Below are 19,273 nucleotides of genomic sequence, written 5' to 3'. Positions count from 1 at the left end.
GTTAAAATAATTGAATAAATAGAAGGATGGTGATGAAATGTTATCAAGGATAAAAATAGTGAATTTGTTTGGTTATTTGAAACATGATATCGATTTCAATAGTGTTGTGGAAAATGTAGTAATTCTACATGGTCCAAATGGTACAGGAAAAACCACTATTTTTAAAATATTGGAATCAATATCAAACAAGGAATTTGATATTTTTTTCAACATACCGTTTGATAAACTAATCGTTTATTTTGAAGATGGTTCTTCATTAGAAATTATTAATGAAAGAAGCAAGTTCATTACATTTATTAGTTCTAATTCAGAACATGAGCCTTATCAATTTCAGAAAAGAAAGATCTCACGAAGATATATTGATACTGATAATCTTGATATAAATATATTCAATATTCTAACAAACATGGGAGCCCACAGAGTTGGAAATTATACATTTGAATATAAAAGGCGCCGTTATCATTACTTAGATTTATGTGAAGTGCTTGGCATTAATTTAGAGAACTTGGGTATTAACAAAGAACGTAAAGAGCTTCCTAAGTGGTTACAACAAACTATTAAAAAATTAAATGTATTTTACATAGATGCCGAAAGGCTAATAACAAAAAATGATAGTAATAACAATATAAGAAAAGTTAACAACTATCGAGAAAAACTAATGAACATAATAGCAAATTATGAAACGCTTTATGCTGTTAGATCCAAAGAACTGGATGCAACTTTTCCAAAAAGAATTATTAAAATCGAGAAAGAAAAACCAGTGTTAGGGATTGATAAGTATGACATAGTAAACAATCTTAAAGTTTTATCTTTGATAAGAAATGATATTTCTAGAAGAGGTATATTATCTGACAAGACAGCCGACGAAATTCTAACTGTTGATGAATTTAAAGTAGACGACATTATGGATAGTGACGGCCTTAAACAATCCCTTTATACATACATTAAAGATAACTTTGAAAAATTTAGTGTGATGGATGAGTTACTGAATCAAATTAATTTGTTTGAAAAAATAGTAAATGATTTTTTTCACGGAAAAAAACTTGAAGTAATTAGATCACAAGGTTACGTAATTGAATCGACTATAGGGACATTAACTGGAAAAGAGATTCCACCTATTATGCTTTCTTCAGGAGAGCAACATTTTTTAGTTTTATTTTTTGAATTAATCTTTAACGCTAAGAATAAACAGCTAGTACTTATCGACGAGCCAGAAATATCATTACATGTTTCTTGGCAAGTTAATATGGTAGATCGGCTCATTGAAATATCAAATTTAAATAATAATAAATTTGTACTTGCAACTCATTCACCTTCAATATTAAGAAATCATAGAGATTGTGTTATACCAACGGGTTATGATGAGGACGGGAATAATGAATAGAACAGACGACATAGATTATCAATATGATGTAAGCGAATTTGAAATTCACCTTCTAACTAAAAAGAAAATCATTTTACTTGAAGGTAACTCCGATCTTAAATTCTTAAAAATATTGCTAAATAAAACAGAGCCTAACTCAATTATCCCTTATTGTATTAATGGTAATAACAGCAAATCACAGTTAATATCTTTATTTAATGATTTCCCTCATATCCAAAATAATAATCTCTACTTGGGGATCGTAGACAAAGATCTGGATGATCTCACCGTTTCGTTTAGTAATCTAATTTATACTGATTTCCCAGATCTTGATTGCTATTATTTACATTTTAGTGGTTTTAGAAATTTTGTTAATGAATATTTTGATAATATAAAAACATCTGAAACACTAGGATTTAATCCTGTTCATAATATCCCTAAATTTATAAATTTTATTATTACTGCAATTGACCCTTTAACTATTCTAAGACTAATAAGTAAGTCAAACGCGTATAATATCCCTTTAGGGAAGGTTTTTGTTAAATCCCCAGTAAACGAACGCCGAGATAGGCATAAAAAATTCAAAAAAATCATTAATGATAATAATATTATATGCAAAGATAAACTATTTACTTATTTAATGTCTTCTCCTCATTGTGATAACACAATATTAAATGCAGCAAAACACACTTGTGAAGATTTCAAAGAATCTAATTTAACATACCAAACTAATGGGCATGACCTTATATCCTTCATCACTTATTTATATAATTTAACTAATAACATTAAAAAAGATGATGTTGAAATTGAGGAGAGCCTTAGATTAACGATTCATATTGATATGTTTAACGAATATCCTAATATTCAAAAAGTCTCAAATTGGATACTTCCTTTTAGAGGTGCCGCATTTGATCAAGTAGCAGTTGGCTGAACATTAATCCTAAGCACCTTAGCAATACGAAGGCTGGGCTTCCTACTGGCATCAGCGCATCGTTCGCGAACTAGATCTGACCGAAGAGGAAACTGTGGAATACGCAAAATTGAATTCATCCGTCGTGCAGCCCTCACGGCAAAGCCTGAATCCTTACTATCTGGGGCTGAAAATCTTTGAAGACATCGAACGCCGCTGGGACCGTGAGAAAATCTTTGAAGTACGTGAGTTGGAATCCGATACCTCCTTTATCCGCAGCTATCTGTCGAAGGAATTGGTGAACGACCTCGATCTTTATGTTTTTGAGAAAAAAGGCCCCGAATGGAAAATCACCGATAAGGCATGGGAAAATGTACGAGATCAACTGGTGCTCGCCCGGGTCAATGGCGGGTCTCCTTACTTGGTCATTGAGGACGCAGACTTCGAGAAGAATGGTGAATTATTTATAACTCATCGCTATGAAAGCATCGAGCTGGATCTGAAGTATCTGGAGCGCACACTCCCTCACATCTACTCTTTATGGGGGCGGACGGTTCATCTACAGACGGTTGTGGAAGACAAAAAGGCGCGTTTTTCATACGATGGCAAAAAGGTGCAGCGGAAGTTTATTTAAACTAAAAAAAGCGGCAGACCTAAACGGGTATTAACACCCTGGTCTGCCGCTTTTTGCTATGACTAAAATGAGGATTCAGATTCTTTTAACGACTTCGAGAAATATTTTGGAGCCTCAACAAATCCTTGCCGGGCATAAAATCTATGCGCATCAGTTCTTCTGGAATGACAATGAACCTGAATTTTATCACAGTTTCTTTTTCTAGCTAAATCAGCGCAATACTCCTCAAGCTTTCGTCCAATACCTTTGCTCCTAATGGCATTGCTCACCACAAGATAACTTATAATTGCAGTCTCTCCTACCAGACCTAATTGGGGTATGTAATGCATGGAAATACAAGCTACCACTTGATCATCTTCCTCAAAAACCAATAATTCCTCGTCCGGATGTAGGATTAGCTTTTCTATTTTTTCTTGCATGAACACTTCTGTATCCGGATATCCCAACTGTTCTAATAATTCCGCTATGTCTTTCCAGTCATCAGCTCTCGCTTCTCTAATCATCTGCTTCACTCCCTGTTATTTTCGAATTACCTTACTTATTGACTCTATTACACTACGGAAGATCATACTCGTCAAACATAAACTGGTTAGATAAAAAAACACCCCAAAATTATCATTGGTTTCCATATGAGAGTTCCTAAAAAAGGAGACCCACAGCGGTAACACGTTGCGGACCTCCATCGACACCCTCATATCAACTTAATAACTGCACATGGCAAATGCTCAGGTGAACGTAACGTAAGGAAGTTTGAAAATGTAGGCGCGTAGCGTTCGCCTTTGTCAGCGACCTAAAGTCCAAACATTTCTGAAATTACAATTATCACCGCGCGGTCTTTGCCCTTATCGACTATTCAGTCAACTTTTTCACAGGAACGTAAATCTCCATCACTGTATCTGGCCGCGAATGGCAGCGTTCATCGTAAAACTCAAAATCCAGCTTAGTCTCGTCATAAACGTAACCACTGTCCTTAAACCACTCTTCGAAGATGTACTTCCAGCTGCTTTTTATGACTTGGGCAAACTCTATTTGCTCTGTATCCGTTGAAGTATCCACTGGAGGTGTTGTGAACACGGCATATTCGGCTTCTGGCACATCCATCGTCAACATATCAGCTTCTACCTTGGAGTAGTCCTCAACAATAACACCCAAAAGATAGGTGGCATTACCGTTATCTGAAGACGGAATACATAAACCAACTTCTCCGTGTTTAGGCGGGTTTAGTATTTTATACATTTTGGACTCCAGGTTTTCACCCTCATAATGGCTCCAAAAAGAAGCAATATCCTTAGTGTACATACTACCCGCAACATTAGTTTGGATACCATAACCTGCCACCTTAAAAGCAGGCTTACGAACAAAAACAGGATTCATAATATAACCTCCGATATCAAATATTGAATTTCCTTTACTAAACCCATCCATCCGCGCTGCATATTGTGTCGGACTATAACCAAAGGTTTTGCGAAAAGCTTTAGTAAAGCCACTTTGTGTTTCAAAACCATAGTCCAGCGCAATATCAATGATCTTTTTTCCAGCAAATAATTCAATTGAGGCTAAGGATAATTTTCGGCTCCGCACATACTCCATCACAGACATTTCCTTGCACAAGCTGAACACTCGGCAAAAATGATACACCGAATATCCGACCTCCGTCGCTATTTCTTCCACCGTTATATTTTCTTTGATATGAGCTTCTATATATTCAACACATTTTTCTATATCTTTACTGTAATTCAAGTGCAGCACCAGCCTTTCCCCGTACGGTGATTTCATTATATCAACTGCGCTGGAGATGGACTGTTCCTGTTTTGCTGAGCTGCATTATTGCCTGTATAAAAAAACAGAGCAGTGATCCTCCATTTACAAAAGGATCATAACTCTGCGTATTCTTAGTCACCATCATTTTGGGTAAGCCTCGAAGTAGACAACGCTGGATTCACGTAACCTACTTACTCTTCCGTTCAGTTGCTCCCTACGACTGACTAAAGGACCCAGATGACGTTATTTGCAAAAATATCGCCTTTTGAGCGGAGTTTCGGACTCCACTGCAGCTATTACTCAAAAAAAGGCTCATATTTAGGGTTTTTCCTGCTAATAGCGACCATGGGGTCCGATAGCCTGCGAAATATACTCAAAATCTACGTTTAGGGTCACCTGTGTCCTTTAGCAACTTCCTACGCACAACAGCCACATTAGTCAGACGGGTTGCGGCGTTTAGATTAACATTAGGAGGGTAAAAGGAGGAAGATACAACATGGAAGGGCAAAAAAAGAGTGCTCCACAGCCATGTTCATGGCTTTTGGAACACCCCGCATAAATGAATTCTTTTTTAACGGTTAAGCAGACTTCCCACGTATTTCAGCAGCTCGTTGGCGCAGATTGGGCAGTAGTGATGCCCATCAATAAGTCTGGCGCATACCTCATTGATTCGTTTGAGCTGACTTTCATCAGGTGTTTTGGACGAGGTGGTGATTTTGACAATATCTTTGAGGTCTGTGAACAGCTTTTTCTCAATCGCTTCACGCAGGCGGTCGTGGTTGTTGTACTCGAATTTCTTCCCTTTGCGTGAATACGCGGAAATCCGGATCAGGATCTCTTCACGGAACGCTTTTTTTGCATTCTCAGAGATTCCAATTTGCTCTTCAATCGAACGCATTAACCGCTCATCCGGCTCCATTTCCTCATCCGTCAGCGGATCACGAATTTTCGACCAATTGCAGAAAGCTTCGATATTATCTAGATAATTTTCAAAAAGTGTCTTTGCAGATTCCTCAAAGGAGTAGACAAATGCCTTTTGTACTTCGCTTTTCGCTAAAATATCATATTCCTTGCGGGCAATGGAGATGAAGTTCAAATAACGCTCCCGCTCCTCTTTTGTAATCGACGGATGCTGATCCAGGCCATCCTTTATCGCCCGCAGGACATCCAGTGCGTTCATGCACTGCAGATCTCCTTTGATCAGAGCGCTGGAAATGCGGTTGATAACATAACGCGGATCAATTCCGGACATGCCCTCATCTAAATACTCCGTTTGCATCTCCTTAAGATCGGCCTCTTTATAGCCCTCGACCTCTTCACCATCGTACATCCGCAGCTTTTTGATCAGATCCATACCTTGTTTTTTGCTTTCTTTAAGACGGGTTAGGATGGAAAAAATAGCGGCGGCACGCAGCGCATGTGGTGCAATATGCACATGACTCATATCACTCTGGGCGATCAGCTTCGCGTAGATTTTTTCCTCTTCCGAAACTCTGAGGTTATACGGAACAGGCATAACAATCATACGGGACTGGAGCGCTTCATTCTTTTTATTAGAAATAAACGACTTATACTCGGTTTCATTTGTATGAGCAATTATCATTTCGTCCGCACTTATCAACGCGAAGCGGCCAGCCTTGAAATTGCCTTCTTGCGTCAGTGAAAGCAGGTTCCATAAAAACTTTTCGTCGCATTTGAGCATTTCCTGAAATTCCATCAGCCCACGGTTAGCCTTGTTCAACTCCCCATCAAAACGGTAAGCGCGTGGATCAGATTCCGAACCAAATTCAGTAATGGTCGAAAAATCAATACTTCCTGTCAAATCGGCGATATCCTGAGACTTCGGATCAGATGGACTAAAAGTACCAATCCCTACCCGCTCTTCTTCTGACAGAATAACACGCGTCACCTTAACCTGCTCAATGTCGCCAGCATAATCATTTCTTAGACGCATCTGGCAGGATGGGCACAAGTTGCCCTCAATACGTACACCAAGTTCCTTCTCAATCTCCGGACGGAGCTCCAGCGGGATCAAATGCAGCGGGTCCTCATGCATCGGGCAGCCCTCTATTGCGTATACCGCACCCGCATCTGTCCGCGAGTACTGTTCCAAACCACGTTTAAGCAGCGTGACCAGGGTCGATTTCCCCCCACTGACAGGTCCCATCAATAACAAAATCCGTTTGCGAACATCAAGCCGACGTGCTGCAGAGTGAAAATATTCCTCGACCAACTTTTCGACTGCACGATCAAGTCCAAAAATCTCCTGTTCAAAAAACTTATACCGTTTGCGTCCGTTTATGTCCTCTACGCCGTGCGACTTAATCATGTCATAAACGCGGGAGTGAGCGGTTTTTGCGGGAGAGGGGTCTTTTCTCAACAGTTCTATATACTGCTTGAAGGTGCCGCTCCACGCCAACCGGTCGTTCTCAGCCCGATACGAAGCTATACGCTCAAAAATGTCCATTGCTCGCTGCCTCCTCTTGCGCTCCTACTTGCTCTTCTACTTGCTCTCCTATAGCGTTAAAAAGTGTATTACATACCTATGCGGCAAGCGCGGAATAGTTGACCTCTTTTTTACTGTGCTATAATAGAGAATCAGAAAATGGCTGTAAAACCTTATTGGGAAACCCGAAAATAAAGGCCTACGGGAGTGACAAGATGGCGGTACGACATGAAACGGAGCTGTATGCTCCTTTGAAGATTTTTTTTGAAAAGCAGGGTTACAGCATCAAAGGTGAGGTTCGGACCTGCGATTTGGTGGGGATTCGGGAGGACGTTGAGCATCCTCTGATCGTGGAGATGAAAAAATCATTCAATCTCGCCTTGCTGCTGCAAGGGGTAGAACGGTTGAAGCTCAGTCCTACCGTCTATCTCGCAGTGGAACGTGTCCGTGATAAAAAAGGAGCGGTGAACCAGCGCTGGGGCGAGCTTAGCGGATTATGCCGCCGGCTCGGTCTTGGGCTGATCACTGTTATCTTTTATAAGACCAAAGCACCGCTGGTCGAGGTGCTCGTAGAGCCAGACGAGAAGCCGCCTGCGCAGCGCAGCAATAAGCGGCGGCGCGAGCGCCTGCTCTATGAGTTCCGCGAGCGCAGCGGAGACTACAACACCGGCGGCAGCACGCGCGTCAAGCTCGTGACGGCCTACCGCGAGAAAGCGCTGCGTGTCGCGCTTTCTCTGCAAGCAGCGGAGGCGGACGCCGCCGCCGCTGCGGAGAAGGCAGCTGCGAAGGCTTCGCTCGCAGCTGCCAAACGTTCAGCGGCGGGCACCGCTGAACAGGTTCCGGCGCTGAGCTCAGCGCCGGAGAGCCGTGCTGCCGGGGACGCGGCAGCACGGGAGGCAGCGGCGGCAGGCACGCGAAGCGGTGCCCCTAGCGCTGCCTCAAGCACGCTTCCAGCGGCCGTATTGGCCGCAGGAAGCGCTCCCCGCTCGGCCGGCATCACTCCGGCCGAGCTGCGGAAGCGTAGCGGCGTACCCACCGCCGCCGCTATGCTTCAGAATAACTACTACGGCTGGTTTCACCGGGTAAGCCGTGGGCGTTACACCCTAACCCCAGCCGGTCATGCGGCGCTGGTGGAATATGCCGCGATAACAAGCGGCGTACCCAATAACAGCAATCATCCCATTAATTAGCTAACCTAGCCTGGACAGTACTTCTATCGACTATTTCTTTTTAGTCGGGTCTTATTCTTTTAGCTCGGTTCTAATCATTTACTCAGACTTTAAACTTATTATTCTGATGCACACATAACATGTGTAAATAACGCCAAAAAGCATCCCAACTACGGGATGCTTTTTCGTATGTCTTATCTTATTTAAATCCTATCTCTGTGCATTCCATGTTCTTAACTTACACTTAACATATTAGTATCTGGTGCGTACCACGCTCTTACTACACTCATATCACATTTAGATTACATTTTTAGCACACTAGTATCTCATACGTACCATGTCTTATTTTACTCATATCTCATTAGTACTCATACGTTCCTATTCGAATTGCATTCTTACCGCGTGTTTAACTCGCTCTTCCCACGTTCGTAAATCATTCTCATCACATTAGTAACTCATTCGTACCACGTTCATATCTCACTCTTACCACGTTCATGTCTCATGCGTACCTCATCCAGTTCTACTTGACTGTACTTAACTAACTTATTTACAATCTTCGAACACGAGCGCTATTTACTAAATCATTCAAAGCAAAATAAGCTTTAAAAACACCATTCCGAAAAAGACACACTAAGTTATTAGGGAAATCCTCCCCAATATTCTTCGATTCACACGCTAAAAACCGCATTTTAGGGAATTCCTCCCTGATTTTCGCCAGATTTACCCCTAAAACGGGGAATCCCTTGATTTTTTAGGGAGAAATTCCCTAAACAGTCCATTTTAGAGTTCAAATCGACCAGTTTTAGGGAGGATTTCCCTAATTAATCTCACATCACGAACTTCGTCTTGCCCGACTTGTAATTCTGTCCGTGTTTTAGCTCTAAGAGTGTCTTGTGTTTTCATCATTTCATTCATTTCAATCATTTCATTCCCAACTTTCATTCCACTACCTAACTCCGTGCTGTGAACTCCTTAACCGCTTCGCTCATCAGATTCATGCCAAGCAGCAGCTCATCCCGGCCGGGATGGCTAAAGTTAAGGCGAAGGTGATTGCTGACTCCATCTACACTACATAACGGACCTGGCAAAAAAGCCACTCCCTTACCTAGCGCACATTTGAGCAACGCCATAACATCCATTCCCTCTGGTGGTGCGACCCACAGGAACATGCCTCCTGATGGAAGGTCATAGGAGCTGCCCTTCCAAGCAGGCCGCTTGAGCAGTTCAACCATAAGCTTCAGACGGGTGTTATACTCTCGATTCAGCTGCGCGATATGCTCACGCAGATCAAACGCAGACACATCCAATAAATGATGCAGCAGCCGCTGATTTAATGCGCTCGACTGCCAATCGGCCATCTGCTTAGCCGCAGACATCATTCTGATCAAGACTCGGCTGCCTGCCGCCCAGCCCGTCCGCAGCGCGGGCGCAACGGTCTTGCTGAACGAACCGATATAAAGCACGTGTCCGCCATCGCTGATATTTTCCAGTGCATACAAAGACGGATATCTTTTAGCCTTGTGTTCACCCTGCTTCTGGAAGTGCAAATCCCCATAAGAATCATCTTCCACAATCAAGATGTTATATGCGATACATAAATCCAATACTGCGCGGCGTCTCTCCAAACTCCATAAAATGCCGCTTGGATTGGTAAAGCTAGGGGTTGCGAACAGCATTTTCGGCTTATGCAGCTCGATCTGGCTCCGCAAATGCTCCGGATCAAGCCCGTCCAAATCACCCTGTACAGGAATAATAACGGCCCCCTGCATCCGAAGAGTCTGCAAAAATCCTGGAGAGGTCGGATTTTCTACTAATACACGATCTCCTGGATCAATATACACCCGCGACAACAAATCAATGGCTTGCTGGCTACCCGTTGTTAGCAGAACTCCACCCTCAACAACATTTACCCCTTTTTCTTTAAGCCAATCCCCTGCGAGCCACTCCCGAAGCGGTCCGTACCCTGCAGGATCACCATATTGCAGTGCTCCCGCATCTGCTGAAATCACCGTAGATGCTGCTTCAGCAAGCAGTGACAATGGGAATAGTTCTTCCGCTGGTAATTCTTCAGCTAGCGATATCATGGAGCTTCTCCGTGTTTGGGTGCGGATACTAAGAAGCGATGACGACAACAATGTGTGTGCGCGAGCAGAAAATTCGTAAATCATGCGAAATCCCCCTTCCCTGTTACCAAGTAGAAACGGCTTCGTCATCCTCATCCAAGGATGGGATGGTTACCCATTCAACATGATATTCTTACTTCTACTCCAAGAATATTCCACCCCATACGTCATTATGTCGTAAAGCGTGGGTTAGGCGTAGATTTGCCTGTTTTGTCTTGAGAAGAGCGCGAATTTCTCAATCGCTTGTGCCCGGGTCGAAACATCTAGCTTTACATAGATTTTGCGCAAATAATTATCAATGGACCGACGGCTTACCGCAATTTCAAGCGCAATTTTATCGTAGGTAATCCCTTGAACGATTCGCTCCATGATAAACATCTCTGTCTCCGTCAGTTGCAGAACATCATCTAATCCTTTAAATGTCGAAATCGGCCAAGCTCCTTTTTCAATCCATTCCAACGGCATTGAAAGAAAACCCTCCCGTAAACCCAGGATCAGCTGTAAAAGCTGACGGGGAGAAGCTCCCTTCGAGAATATCCCGCTGGCTCCTAGTTCTACGAGGGGCTGAAGCAGTTCTCGCCCGTCTTCGTCTGTCATCACGACAAAATGTGAGTTTGGTGAGCTTTTTTTCATATTTAACAGCACACTCTCAATATTCCCCTCAGGCATATGATAATCTACTAGCACTAGCTCGGGATTTTTTTCCCTTACGATGGTAGCGCCTTCGTCCCAAGTGGAATACATTCCCAGAACCTTAAGCCCCTCTTCCTCTTCCAAAATCAATTTTGTCCCCAGCATACTTGTAGGATGACACCCCACAATGACCACCTGCCAAACCTTCATCATTAATGCCCTGACCCCCTGCTCTATATATAATCATCTAGAAAGGAAAGCGCCGCAGCGTTTCCGGTTAAAACGCAAGCAAGGCTGTATGATGACTTGTCTGTATAATCTCTAGCTGGTTACCTTGTGTACGTCTATCAGAATTCCAATCTATAGAAATTGTATCGCAGTAGTTTAATAGGATGCAATTACTTTTTCTAGTTTTCATACTCTCTTACATTTTTGCGAATCTTGTCAAAGTCTGATAGAATGGGGACTTGAAAAAAAGACCAACCCGAGGTGATAAAATGCAACCGCTAGCGGAAACGTCCCCGGTACGCTCGCGCTCTACTACTGCGAGAAACGGCCCTTCCGTAAAATGGTTTTTACTGTTCTGGATTATGATGATCGGACTCGGCGTATATGCTGTATACAGCTACACGAACCATCTGAAGCAACAGGTGCTTACCGAACTTAGTACTCAGAGCCAGCAGCAGCTTACCGTTTTGAAGACCGACTATGAAGCAAAAATTGCCGTTCTCTCTGAAGAAGTGAAGGAATTGCAGAATACAGTGCAAAGCTTTAACGAACTATTAACCTTCACTAAAGATAATGCTAGTGCCAAGACAGATAACAGCAACAAGCTATATACGCAATTGAGTGAGGTAAGCAAACAGTTAGAAGCTTTGAAGAAAGAAATGGATCTGATCAAATGATGACGCCAGTCAAAAGAGTAAACCGCTTCTTCATGCTTCTAACTGCACCGTTCATAGGCTTGGTTATTTGTATGTCGTGGTATCGACCACCGCTACAGCTAGACCTTGATGTAGGACAATTCACTCCAAGCGCTGGGCCAGTGAATGAAACAGCTTCCTTAAAAAAAGAGCTGACGCTGGCAGAGGCCTCCGCAGCTTACACCATTGATGCTGTCAGCGCTAGTGCCAAGCTATATAAAGAGACTACCACTACGATGAATAAGCTGGTCGAAACAGCACAGACTCAGGCGACCCGGCCTGAACTGATCTATAACCGCAGGATTTCAGCCAAGCTTGGTATACCTTCAGAGATCGTTACTAGCGACCGTATAAGAGTTGAGTTATATCGATTGAATCCAGGAAACTACAAAGCTTATGCGTTGAAAATCAAATTGAAGGACCCGACCGCTATGAAGATGAGCTTGGCGGAGACAGCCTCCGGTGCGGAAACTACTATGCATGCCGTACAGCGTAATGGTGCCATTGCTGGTATTAATGCGGGCGGCTTTGCAGATCAATCCGGAAAACGTTATCCCTTAAGCACAACTGTAGTGGATGGAAAGTATTTATACGGTTTTGAGCCCACGTACAAGGACCTAAGTTTTGTTGGGCTGAACAAATCCGGGCAATTAATCGGAGGGAAATTCTACAGTCGCGCACAATTAGATCAGCTAGATCCGGTATTCGGCGCCACCTTTGTGCCTGTCCTCCTTAAAAACAACATCAAAACACCCATACCCGAAAAGTGGAAAACATCCCCTAATCGGGCACCACGTACCGTGATCGGCAAATATAAAGATGATCAGATCCTGCTTTTTGTAGCGGATGGATATAATGAGTATGGCAGCTCTGGTGCACAGCTGGAGGAGATTCAGAACAAATTATCGAATATGGGTCTCGTAGATGCTTATAATTTAGATGGTGGTGGCTCTTCCTCATTGATCTTTAACGGAAGAGTTATCAATAAACCATCCGATGGAAATCTAAGAGCTGTGCCAACGAATTTTCTGTTTTTTAAATAATATAGTAAATTGTCTATGTAACATATCACATTTGCGTTTATTTTTATTAAATTGCAGGTTATAATCTTGATAACGAATACATTCGCTATTGGAGGTGCCAGTATGTCGTTCTCATTAACCTTTTGGATCGTAATGTTCGTATTTGTGTTATTTACGGTCGGCATCCTTACCTCATCTTACAACGACGACAAAACAAAAGGCCTATAAAGCCGATATGTCCCTGCAGCCACTTGGTGCGGGGGCATTTTTCGTATACATAAAAAAACTGCCCCCCAAGTAGAAGAGTTCTACGAAGAGGACAGTTTTTTTACAAGCTCTTGGCTGTCAAAATTCAAAATATGTACTTCTTAGGCATGTCTTGGCAATTGAGTCATTTCCGAAAGGCATGCAGAACAAATATAACGATCTTTATATTCGCTTACACCATCCATCGATCCACAGAAAACACATTTTGGACGGTAACGCTCCAAGATGATATGGTCACCCTGTACCAAAATTTCAACCGGGTCGCCTTCATTCATCTGATACCTTTTACGCAGGGACTTAGGCAGAACAATTCTACCCAACTGATCCACTTTGCGAACTACACCAGCAGGTTTCATAACTAACGTACACCTCTCCTGTTCAAGAAAAATTATTTAGTAGCTACTACTTATTTCGGCTCTTTCAATATATTTCGTTACCTAATTGTCGAATCCTGCTGAAAAAAATAAAAAATTTGTCTTTTTTTAAATAAGATTAGGGAAATCCAATTGTCGAAGCGCCTCGTACACAATAATTGCTGCCGAATTGGATAAATTCAGAGATCTCACAGCATCACTCATTGGCATGCGCATTTTTGTTTCTTTACCTGCTTCTAGAATCTCTGCAGAAAGCCCCTTCGTTTCCTTGCCAAAAACAAAAAAATCGCCATCTTGGAACTTAAAGTCGCTGTATCTTTTCTCTGCTTTCGTCGTTGCGTAAAAGAAACGCCCCTCGCTATATTTCTCCAAAACCTCAGCAAAGGAGTCGTGATATTCAATAGTAACAGCATGCCAATAGTCTAATCCTGCTCTTTTTAATGTAGCATCGTCAGTACGGAATCCGAGTGGACGAACCAAGTGAAGATGAGTGCCGGTAGCGGCGCAAGTACGCGCAATGTTGCCAGTATTGGCCGGAATTTCCGGCTCGACTAATACGATATGGAGTGCCATTATATGGTTCCTTCCTCTCTAAAGGCTTAATAGCCAGATGTTTTACTCTAGTGCCTAACCATAGCTTCTCCAAACAAACTGAAAACCTTCCACCAAGAAGGCGGAAGGTTATAGATAGAATTCATTAACCTTGAGTTTGCCGGAAATGGTTCATGAAATCGGATAGTGCTTTTACACTTTCGTAAGGAACTGCATTATAGATGGAAGCACGCAAGCCCCCAACACTGCGGTGACCCTTTAAGCCGACAAAACCTTCCAGTTCAGCAGCTTTGACAAACTGCTTTTCGAGTTCTTCTGATTGCATCCGGAAAGTAACGTTCATAATAGAGCGGCTGCCTTGTTCTGCAACACCACGGTAGAAACCGTCACTTCCATCGATGTGATCATATAACAGACCCGATTTTTCAAGGTTCTTGGAATGGATGCCAGCTAAGCCGCCTTGCTCCTCAATCCATTTTAATACTTCGTTCACCATATATACAGAGAAAGATGGAGGTGTATTGTAAAGAGAGTTATTCTTATAATGAGTGCTGTAACGCATGATAGTAGGAATGTTAGAAGGTGATTCTGCAAGCAATTCTTCTTTCGCGATAACTACAGTCACGCCTGAAGGTCCAAGGTTCTTTTGTGCTCCGGCATAGATCATTCCGAATTGGTTCACATCGATTGGACGGCAAAGTATATCACTAGACATATCCGCGATTAACGGAATCGAGCCTGCATCCGGAAATTCTGCATATTGCGTTCCTTCAATGGTCTCGTTGGAAGTAACATGAAGGTAAGCAGCATTCTCCGCAGCTTTGATCGAACTTAATTCAGGTATAGCCAAGAATTTCTTATCTTCGGAAGAAGCAGCAACATGAGCGCCTCCTACCAATTTGGCTTCTTTATAAGCTTTATCTGCCCAGCTACCTGTCATTACATAGCTACCTACTTGGCCTTCGGAAATCAAGTTCATAGGGATCATTGCAAACTGTGTGCTTGCTCCGCCTTGTACGAACAATACCTTATAGCCCTTCGGATTGCCGAGGAGCGAAAGCAGACGTTCCTGCGCTTCATTATGCACGGATTCGTAAATTGCACCACGGTGCGACATCTCCATGATAGACATTCCACTTTCCCGGAAATCAACAAACTCCGCTTGTGCGCGTTCCAGTACCGTAAGCGGCAATGCTGCCGGTCCGGCATTAAAATTGTATGCTCTCTTATTCAAAACTGCTCCCCACCCTTTCTCTCCTATCAATATGGATATGGTTATGATAGCAATATTCTCCCGCACCAGCAAGTATAATTATTCACATAAAAGGTTAAGACGGTACTCATTTCGCAGTGAAAAACCGGTAAGATCGGCGCCAGCTCTTGCTTTGACGCGGTAAAAGACTAATGTTCACAAATACTTCAGGAGAGACTACATGACCTTCTCCCCACAGGGCCATACGTTCTACTGGAAAGTCCCCACTCTCTCGCACGCCTGTTCCACTAGGCTTATGAACCAACTCCCAGGTGAACTCATTTTCCTGACCTTCCCAACCGCTCAACTTGCAATAAAAGGGTTTATCCGGTTCCTTTGACCAAGTAAGGGTATTCCCGGATACCTCTAGCAATTCTTTCGTATAGGAGGATTCTGGTTCTACTACCTTGAGTTCCCTCGGAAGACGCAGTTCGAAATCCTGCCCAATATTCAACCCGTCGATTCCGATGAAGTTGTGAATATATTCCTCCGTATGGAAAGGCTTTTGCCCTTTGTTATGCAGTTCATATGCAATTATTAATTGATCCCCCTGTAAAGAAATCGTTTTGGTTAGCTGCACAGCATATCCGTTGCTTTCCATTGGGTGGATCGTATATGTGACCGCATCATTCCCTGCTTCGATATCCTTACTAAAAGAGGTTAAGGGGAACTCCTCATTGAAACTGTATAATGGGGAAGTTCCTTTTTGTAATAATCCGACTCCGATTTTTGGAAACCAGCCTCCGATTGGTGCTTCATCATATCCAATTGCCCGGGAAATGCCAAACTCATTACAAAGCCCCTTGCCTCCAGTTCCTTCGCCTGGCTTCAAGCTTTCCGGCACACAAAACGTATGTTTCCCCTCTTCTAATGTCACCTGTGTAATAAATCCTGTCCAGTCAAAACGTGTGCCCTTATACTCTCCGATATCAGCGATATCGACAGTTAATATGCCATTTGACAGTCTGCAGCCCATACCTAACGCGCCCTTTCGTTCATTGTTACAATGAATAAATATTCATTATTGAAAAAAACGTCTGCAGCCGCTATGAATAACGGTGCAGACGTCTTAAAATATCGTATAAAGCTACGCCAATGTCACTTCAATCAAGTGGCATTTCTCTGTCTGCAGAGAGAGCAACTCTTCACGCGGAATAATCGCACTTTCTGAGCCGCGCTGCAGCGTCACCTCGCTGCCATTTAGGGTAACAGAGTGTATTTGATACTCCCCGTAGTTTAAGCTTCCTGTGGCTTTATAGACCACTTCAAACTCGCGATCCGCGAAGATTGTCTTAATAGAGGCCTTTCCCTCAGAATCAAACTGCTCTTTAACAAGCTTCGGTTCCAACAAAAGATCGCCTAGCTTACCTTTTACACCAAATACTTCAGTAACCATAGTTAACAGCAGCCAGCTCGCTGATCCTGTTAAATACGTATACATCCCTCTGCCTTGCTCGTTAATATACTCAGGAATTCCTGGGTATATGCGGGCTTTTGCAAAGTCAGTACTTAAGCTATACAGAGATTCTAATACTTTATGTCCTTCTTTCACATATCCGCGTTTATACAACGCATTGCCATACATGATGGTCATGTGACTGAACATAGCACCGTTCTCTTTATGTCCAAAGGCAAAGCCAAAGGCGCGACCCAGATTCTGCTGGATGCCTCCGAAACGGGAATTAAGTCTGTACCCAATTTTGTCATCCAGTAGATTACGATCCACGGCGGCAATGATATGCGGAATTTGCTCTGGCGCAGCTGCATGACCCATCAGCGGGAATACTTGACCTGTAAGCGTCATCCGAACGCCTTCTGCGAATTCCCCTTCCACTTGTTCTCCATCATTATTATAATAACCGTTAAACCAGCCTCCACCTTGTTCACTTTCCACCCACTCATTGCGGCGCAAGTGATTAAAGATCCACTCTGCTTTTTGTTCCAGATCGTCCGCTACTGTCTCTATGTCGAGTGCTGCACGAATACCGCTAACTTTGTTCGGAGCGGCAGCATAATATTGATTAAGTCTTTCATGCTTGCCTGATACAGATTCATAATCCACTTGCTCACCAAGCGAATCTAGCAATAGTTTCATTTCTTCTGCCAATTCAACTGTCTCTTGCCCTTTAGAAGTCTTTAGCGTACGCAGCACACGAGAAATATCCAATAAGTTACTTGCGTAGAATGCTGTGAAAGCTACACTCTCACCCCGGTCTGCGCCCATATCAAGACCATCATTCCAGTCTGCACCCTCCAGCAGGATATTATTGTGCTCTCCAACATTAAAGAACGGAACCAGATTTTGCAGCAGGATATGTTCCAGAATCGTACCTTTATAAACCTCACCAGAAGTTGTTCTGAGATCACTTCCTAGCGAGGTATCCCATGAAGTATCACGTTCCTTACAGCGACTCATAAAGGTATCGCGGAAATACGTCTGTTCCTGCAATAAGAAATCAAGATCACCACTCTGATCCAGATATAACATAGTAGTTAAGAACGGCCAAGCCCCATGATCCATCCACACCCGCGGGATGTTGTTACGGTCGGCAATAAATTCACCAGGCTGTTGACCGATAATAGTGGCATTACTACCATCTATTCTTACCCCAGCGTAGTTGTTCAGCAGTAAGCTCCGTACTTCAGCCGGTTCCATAATAAGGAGTGCTAGACAATCCTGCCAAAGATCCCGCCAGCCACGTCCGCCTCTTCCATAATCATGATAAGGCAAGAAGGAGTTACCATAAAGTCTTCTCAGCACGGGTTGAATCGTAACCCATTTCATCCATTGGTCAGCATCTGAATCACCGGTATGAAATTCTACCATATTCACTTTATCTGCCCAGAAGGCTTTAGTCTCCTCAAGCAAATGATCAAAAGCTTCAGATGTACCATATTTGTTCATCAAAGCATCCACGTCAATTCTCTCATTATGGATCGCCATAACTACTATATAAGAATGGCTGTCACCAGGAGACAGAGTAAGCGTCTCGTAACGAAGACCCCCGATAGCCTCATATCCCTCTCTTTGTACGCCTCCACCCTTGCCAATCTCCGGCGTGTTGTTCAGGATAACAGCTTCCGGCCAATCCAGGCTTCCACCTTCTCCAATGAACTCCTCCTGCACCGGAAAGAACCCCGCAGGTTGACTGCCGTCACCCTCTGCACCAAATACTCCATAAGAAGTGTGATTGATGCGGTGTCCCCGCTCATCAAAGGAGAGCGCAGGCTGAACCTCAACACCATAGGGTGAAGTATAAATCCGGTTAAGCAAAGAGGTTACATGTCTATGATCGCGCAGATCATCCGCCGAACGCGCGTAAATCGGAACTACCGCTGTCGGTGTCAGCGTAATAGCCTCTGCTGCTGTATTGGTCAACGTAACCTTCATTAATTCGACTTTATCATTACCACTTGGCACAAAGCTGGTGATTTCAGCTTTAACACCCATCTCTGCGTTACAACGCGTTACGCGTTGCCACAAGAAACCAGCCTCTAGTACTGCTTCATCAGTAGAGGATGTATAAAAATCGGCATTTTGCTTAGCGGAGTTCCCCACTGCCGACCAAGCTCCCTTGCCGTCTACGTATACCCAGAAGTTGCGGGAAGCCCGCGAATTATGCAAATCTTCAACAGATAATGGCGGTGTTAAAAATGTATTATGACCTGTGGTAACCTGACCATGAAGTTTTGGAGTTACTGTCGACATCATTCCCCCTTCATTCACTAGAGGGAAATATAGAAAACTGCTGCGATCCGGTTGCTGAAGCCTGAATTCCCCATCATTTCCGGTGAATTCGAAGCCATGAATTTTATTACGATCCATTCTCTCCATCCTCTCATT

The 19,273-nt window shown here is 43.3% G+C and carries 16 protein-coding genes and 1 pseudogene; 6 read left to right on the top strand and 11 right to left on the bottom strand.

Annotated elements, in window-relative coordinates; genetic code table 11:
* The first annotated feature begins 37 nt into the window (after positions 1-37).
* The 3 genes and pseudogenes from NST25_RS08485 to NST25_RS08475 all read left to right on the top strand — a co-directional run.
* Positions 38-1,384 (top strand): AAA family ATPase, encoded by a 1,347-nt coding sequence (locus tag NST25_RS08485; protein WP_340393774.1) that lies wholly within the window; start codon positions 38-40, stop codon positions 1,382-1,384.
* Complete coding sequence (locus NST25_RS08480) at positions 1,377-2,294, top strand: hypothetical protein (protein ID WP_340393772.1); 918 nt, start codon at positions 1,377-1,379, stop codon at positions 2,292-2,294. The genes NST25_RS08485 and NST25_RS08480 overlap by 8 nt, the downstream gene beginning before the upstream one ends.
* A gap of 28 nt (positions 2,295-2,322) precedes the next feature.
* Positions 2,323-2,907, top strand: a pseudogene (locus NST25_RS08475) (SpoVR family protein); the annotation flags it as partial.
* A 62-nt stretch (positions 2,908-2,969) separates the two neighbouring features.
* Here NST25_RS08475 and NST25_RS08470 read toward each other — a convergent pair.
* From NST25_RS08470 to NST25_RS08460, 3 genes are all read right to left on the bottom strand, one after another.
* The gene (locus NST25_RS08470; RefSeq protein WP_076184672.1) at positions 2,970-3,410 is read right to left on the bottom strand and encodes a GNAT family N-acetyltransferase; all 441 of its coding nucleotides are present in this window, start codon (positions 3,408-3,410) and stop codon (positions 2,970-2,972) included.
* Between the two features lie 346 nt (positions 3,411-3,756).
* Positions 3,757-4,683, bottom strand: coding sequence for an AraC family transcriptional regulator (locus tag NST25_RS08465; RefSeq protein WP_248547664.1), 927 nt, complete (start codon positions 4,681-4,683; stop codon positions 3,757-3,759).
* Positions 4,684-5,239: 556 nt separating this feature from the next.
* Positions 5,240-7,135 (bottom strand): PrkA family serine protein kinase, encoded by a 1,896-nt coding sequence (locus NST25_RS08460; RefSeq protein ID WP_036684429.1) that lies wholly within the window; start codon positions 7,133-7,135, stop codon positions 5,240-5,242.
* Positions 7,136-7,329: 194 nt separating this feature from the next.
* On the opposite strand from NST25_RS08460, the gene NST25_RS08455 reads away from it, so the two are divergent.
* Positions 7,330-8,304 (top strand): DUF2161 family putative PD-(D/E)XK-type phosphodiesterase, encoded by a 975-nt coding sequence (locus NST25_RS08455; RefSeq protein ID WP_340393770.1) that lies wholly within the window; start codon positions 7,330-7,332, stop codon positions 8,302-8,304.
* Between the two features lie 759 nt (positions 8,305-9,063).
* On the opposite strand, the gene NST25_RS08450 is transcribed toward NST25_RS08455, so the two are convergent.
* From NST25_RS08450 to NST25_RS08440, 3 genes are all read right to left on the bottom strand, one after another.
* Positions 9,064-9,225 carry a hypothetical protein gene (locus NST25_RS08450; protein WP_340012162.1) on the bottom strand — a complete coding sequence of 54 codons (162 nt, stop codon included), beginning with the start codon at positions 9,223-9,225 and terminating at the stop codon, positions 9,064-9,066.
* A gap of 8 nt (positions 9,226-9,233) precedes the next feature.
* Entirely contained in the window at positions 9,234-10,451 is a 1,218-nt protein-coding gene (locus NST25_RS08445) for a PLP-dependent aminotransferase family protein (RefSeq protein WP_036684431.1), read from the bottom strand.
* A 144-nt stretch (positions 10,452-10,595) separates the two neighbouring features.
* Positions 10,596-11,252: a response regulator transcription factor gene (locus NST25_RS08440; RefSeq protein WP_036684433.1), complete on the bottom strand. Its 657-nt coding sequence runs from the start codon at positions 11,250-11,252 to the stop codon at positions 10,596-10,598.
* Between the two features lie 284 nt (positions 11,253-11,536).
* Between NST25_RS08440 and NST25_RS08435 the strand changes: the two genes are divergently transcribed.
* A complete protein-coding gene (locus tag NST25_RS08435) occupies positions 11,537-11,944 on the top strand; it encodes a hypothetical protein (RefSeq protein WP_036684435.1) in 408 nt (135 codons plus the stop codon).
* Positions 11,941-13,005: a phosphodiester glycosidase family protein gene (locus tag NST25_RS08430; protein WP_139331019.1), complete on the top strand. Its 1,065-nt coding sequence runs from the start codon at positions 11,941-11,943 to the stop codon at positions 13,003-13,005. Before NST25_RS08435 ends, NST25_RS08430 begins: the two co-directional genes overlap by 4 nt.
* A 347-nt stretch (positions 13,006-13,352) precedes the next feature.
* Here NST25_RS08430 and NST25_RS08425 read toward each other — a convergent pair whose 3' ends face one another.
* From NST25_RS08425 to NST25_RS08405, 5 genes are all read right to left on the bottom strand, one after another.
* The gene (locus NST25_RS08425; RefSeq protein ID WP_036684437.1) at positions 13,353-13,607 is read right to left on the bottom strand and encodes an AbrB/MazE/SpoVT family DNA-binding domain-containing protein; all 255 of its coding nucleotides are present in this window, start codon (positions 13,605-13,607) and stop codon (positions 13,353-13,355) included.
* A 126-nt stretch (positions 13,608-13,733) separates the two neighbouring features.
* Entirely contained in the window at positions 13,734-14,198 is a 465-nt protein-coding gene (trmL, locus tag NST25_RS08420; protein WP_076218323.1) for a tRNA (uridine(34)/cytosine(34)/5-carboxymethylaminomethyluridine(34)-2'-O)-methyltransferase TrmL, read from the bottom strand.
* Between the two features lie 124 nt (positions 14,199-14,322).
* Positions 14,323-15,411 (bottom strand): 3-phosphoserine/phosphohydroxythreonine transaminase, encoded by a 1,089-nt coding sequence (serC, locus tag NST25_RS08415; RefSeq protein WP_036684441.1) that lies wholly within the window; start codon positions 15,409-15,411, stop codon positions 14,323-14,325.
* 106 nt (positions 15,412-15,517) lie between these two features.
* A complete protein-coding gene (locus NST25_RS08410) occupies positions 15,518-16,405 on the bottom strand; it encodes a hypothetical protein (RefSeq protein ID WP_340393768.1) in 888 nt (295 codons plus the stop codon).
* 111 nt (positions 16,406-16,516) lie between these two features.
* Positions 16,517-19,255, bottom strand: coding sequence for a cellobiose phosphorylase (locus NST25_RS08405; RefSeq protein ID WP_340393767.1), 2,739 nt, complete (start codon positions 19,253-19,255; stop codon positions 16,517-16,519).
* Between the last annotated feature and the right edge of the window lie 18 nt (positions 19,256-19,273).

Source organism: Paenibacillus sp. FSL E2-0190, assembly GCF_037992965.1.
GTDB lineage: Bacteria > Bacillota > Bacilli > Paenibacillales > Paenibacillaceae > Paenibacillus_AQ > Paenibacillus_AQ odorifer.
This window is presented reverse-complemented; position numbering and strand designations above follow the sequence as displayed.

Bases quoted from the DNA above. Each gene is read 5' to 3' on its own strand.
- NST25_RS08485 (WP_340393774.1), top strand. From the start codon at position 38: ATGTTATCAAGGATAAAAATAGTGAATTTGTTTGGTTATTTGAAACAT.
- NST25_RS08480 (WP_340393772.1), top strand. From the start codon at position 1,377: ATGAATAGAACAGACGACATAGATTATCAATATGATGTAAGCGAATTT.
- NST25_RS08470 (WP_076184672.1), bottom strand. From the start codon at position 3,410: ATGATTAGAGAAGCGAGAGCTGATGACTGGAAAGACATAGCGGAATTA.
- NST25_RS08465 (WP_248547664.1), bottom strand. From the start codon at position 4,683: ATGAAATCACCGTACGGGGAAAGGCTGGTGCTGCACTTGAATTACAGT.
- NST25_RS08460 (WP_036684429.1), bottom strand. From the start codon at position 7,135: ATGGACATTTTTGAGCGTATAGCTTCGTATCGGGCTGAGAACGACCGG.
- NST25_RS08455 (WP_340393770.1), top strand. From the start codon at position 7,330: ATGGCGGTACGACATGAAACGGAGCTGTATGCTCCTTTGAAGATTTTT.
- NST25_RS08450 (WP_340012162.1), bottom strand. From the start codon at position 9,225: ATGAAAGTTGGGAATGAAATGATTGAAATGAATGAAATGATGAAAACA.
- NST25_RS08445 (WP_036684431.1), bottom strand. From the start codon at position 10,451: ATGATTTACGAATTTTCTGCTCGCGCACACACATTGTTGTCGTCATCG.
- NST25_RS08440 (WP_036684433.1), bottom strand. From the start codon at position 11,252: ATGATGAAGGTTTGGCAGGTGGTCATTGTGGGGTGTCATCCTACAAGT.
- NST25_RS08435 (WP_036684435.1), top strand. From the start codon at position 11,537: ATGCAACCGCTAGCGGAAACGTCCCCGGTACGCTCGCGCTCTACTACT.
- NST25_RS08430 (WP_139331019.1), top strand. From the start codon at position 11,941: ATGATGACGCCAGTCAAAAGAGTAAACCGCTTCTTCATGCTTCTAACT.
- NST25_RS08425 (WP_036684437.1), bottom strand. From the start codon at position 13,607: ATGAAACCTGCTGGTGTAGTTCGCAAAGTGGATCAGTTGGGTAGAATT.
- trmL (WP_076218323.1), bottom strand. From the start codon at position 14,198: ATGGCACTCCATATCGTATTAGTCGAGCCGGAAATTCCGGCCAATACT.
- NST25_RS08410 (WP_340393768.1), bottom strand. From the start codon at position 16,405: ATGGGCTGCAGACTGTCAAATGGCATATTAACTGTCGATATCGCTGAT.
- NST25_RS08405 (WP_340393767.1), bottom strand. From the start codon at position 19,255: ATGGATCGTAATAAAATTCATGGCTTCGAATTCACCGGAAATGATGGG.